The 1,066-nt window shown below is 76.0% G+C and carries 1 protein-coding gene; it reads right to left on the bottom strand.

Annotation, left to right across the window (positions count from 1 at the left end; genetic code table 11):
- Positions 1-70 precede the first annotated feature (70 nt).
- A complete protein-coding gene (locus ACFRCR_RS18855; protein WP_377679724.1) occupies positions 71-892 on the bottom strand; it encodes an SGNH/GDSL hydrolase family protein in 822 nt (273 codons plus the stop codon).
- Between the last annotated feature and the right edge of the window lie 174 nt (positions 893-1,066).

Raw genomic sequence — 1,066 nt, 5'->3', positions numbered from 1 at the left:
GCGGGACGCCGGCCTTCGTCGTCCGGGGAGTGGCCCGACCCCGCGGGTGGCGCCGCCTCTGCTGGCCGGTCTACTGCGACTGCACCGGCGTCAGCACGGGGGCCTTGGGCTCGCGCAGGTCGCCCGAGGAGTGGCCCCGGAGGCGCCGCGTCGCCCACGGGTAGACGTGCACCCGCACCCACTCGGCGTTCTGCCGCGCACGGTCGAGAAGGGGGGCGGGGGGAAGCGGGGACAACGGGTCGTCCCACGCGACGTCGTCGGGCGCCTGGCCGAGGCCCACGAGTGCGGCCTGGGCCACGCGCCGGTGCCCGTCGGGCGTGAGGTGGATGCGGTCGTCGGACCACATGCGCCAGTCGTGCAGTGATGCCATGCCCCACAGGTCGAGGACGTGCGCGCCGTGGCGGCGCGCGATCGACCAGATGTGGGCGTTGAACACGCCCACCCGGCCGCGCGTGAGGCCCACGAGGGGCGAGCCCGAGGTGTCGAAGCCCGTGCCCAGCAGGACGTCGATGCCCTCGGCGCGCAGGCGCCCGACGGCGTGGTCCAGGTTGCGGGCCAGGCGGTCGACGTCGGCCGCGGGGCGCAGGATGTCGTTGCCGCCGCCGATGAGGCTCACCAGGTCGGGCTTGAGCGCGAGCGCTGCCGGGACCTGCTCGGAGAGGATCGAGCGCAGGAGTCGGCCGCGGATCGCGAGGTTGGCGTACTCGAGCGGGGCCTCGCCCGCGGCGCTGCGGCGCGTCGACAGGTGCCCTGCGAGGAGGTCGGCCCAGCCGCGCTGGCGGTCCGGGTCGTTCGGGTAGGGGTCCCAGAGTCCTTCCGTGAACGAGTCGCCGATCGCGACGTAGCTGGCCCAGCGGGGCGCGTTGTCTCTGTCCGGGTGCGAGGTGGTCACCGGTCCATTGTGTGACACGGGCCGCGCTGCGTCCCGGGGATTCCCGCCCGACGTCGGAGCGCGGCCCGGGCGGGCCGGTGCGGACCCGTGGTGCGCTCGCCCGTACCCCGTCGAGGGGGGGGGGGGGGGGGGGTGTGGGGCGCGGGGGGGGGGGCCGACGAGTGCGAGTGGCTG

The organism is Oerskovia sp. NPDC056781 (genome assembly GCF_042789955.1).
In the GTDB taxonomy this organism is placed as follows: domain Bacteria; phylum Actinomycetota; class Actinomycetes; order Actinomycetales; family Cellulomonadaceae; genus Oerskovia; species Oerskovia rustica.
Note: the sequence above shows the minus strand (reverse complement) of the source record. Positions and strands in the feature narration are given on the sequence as shown.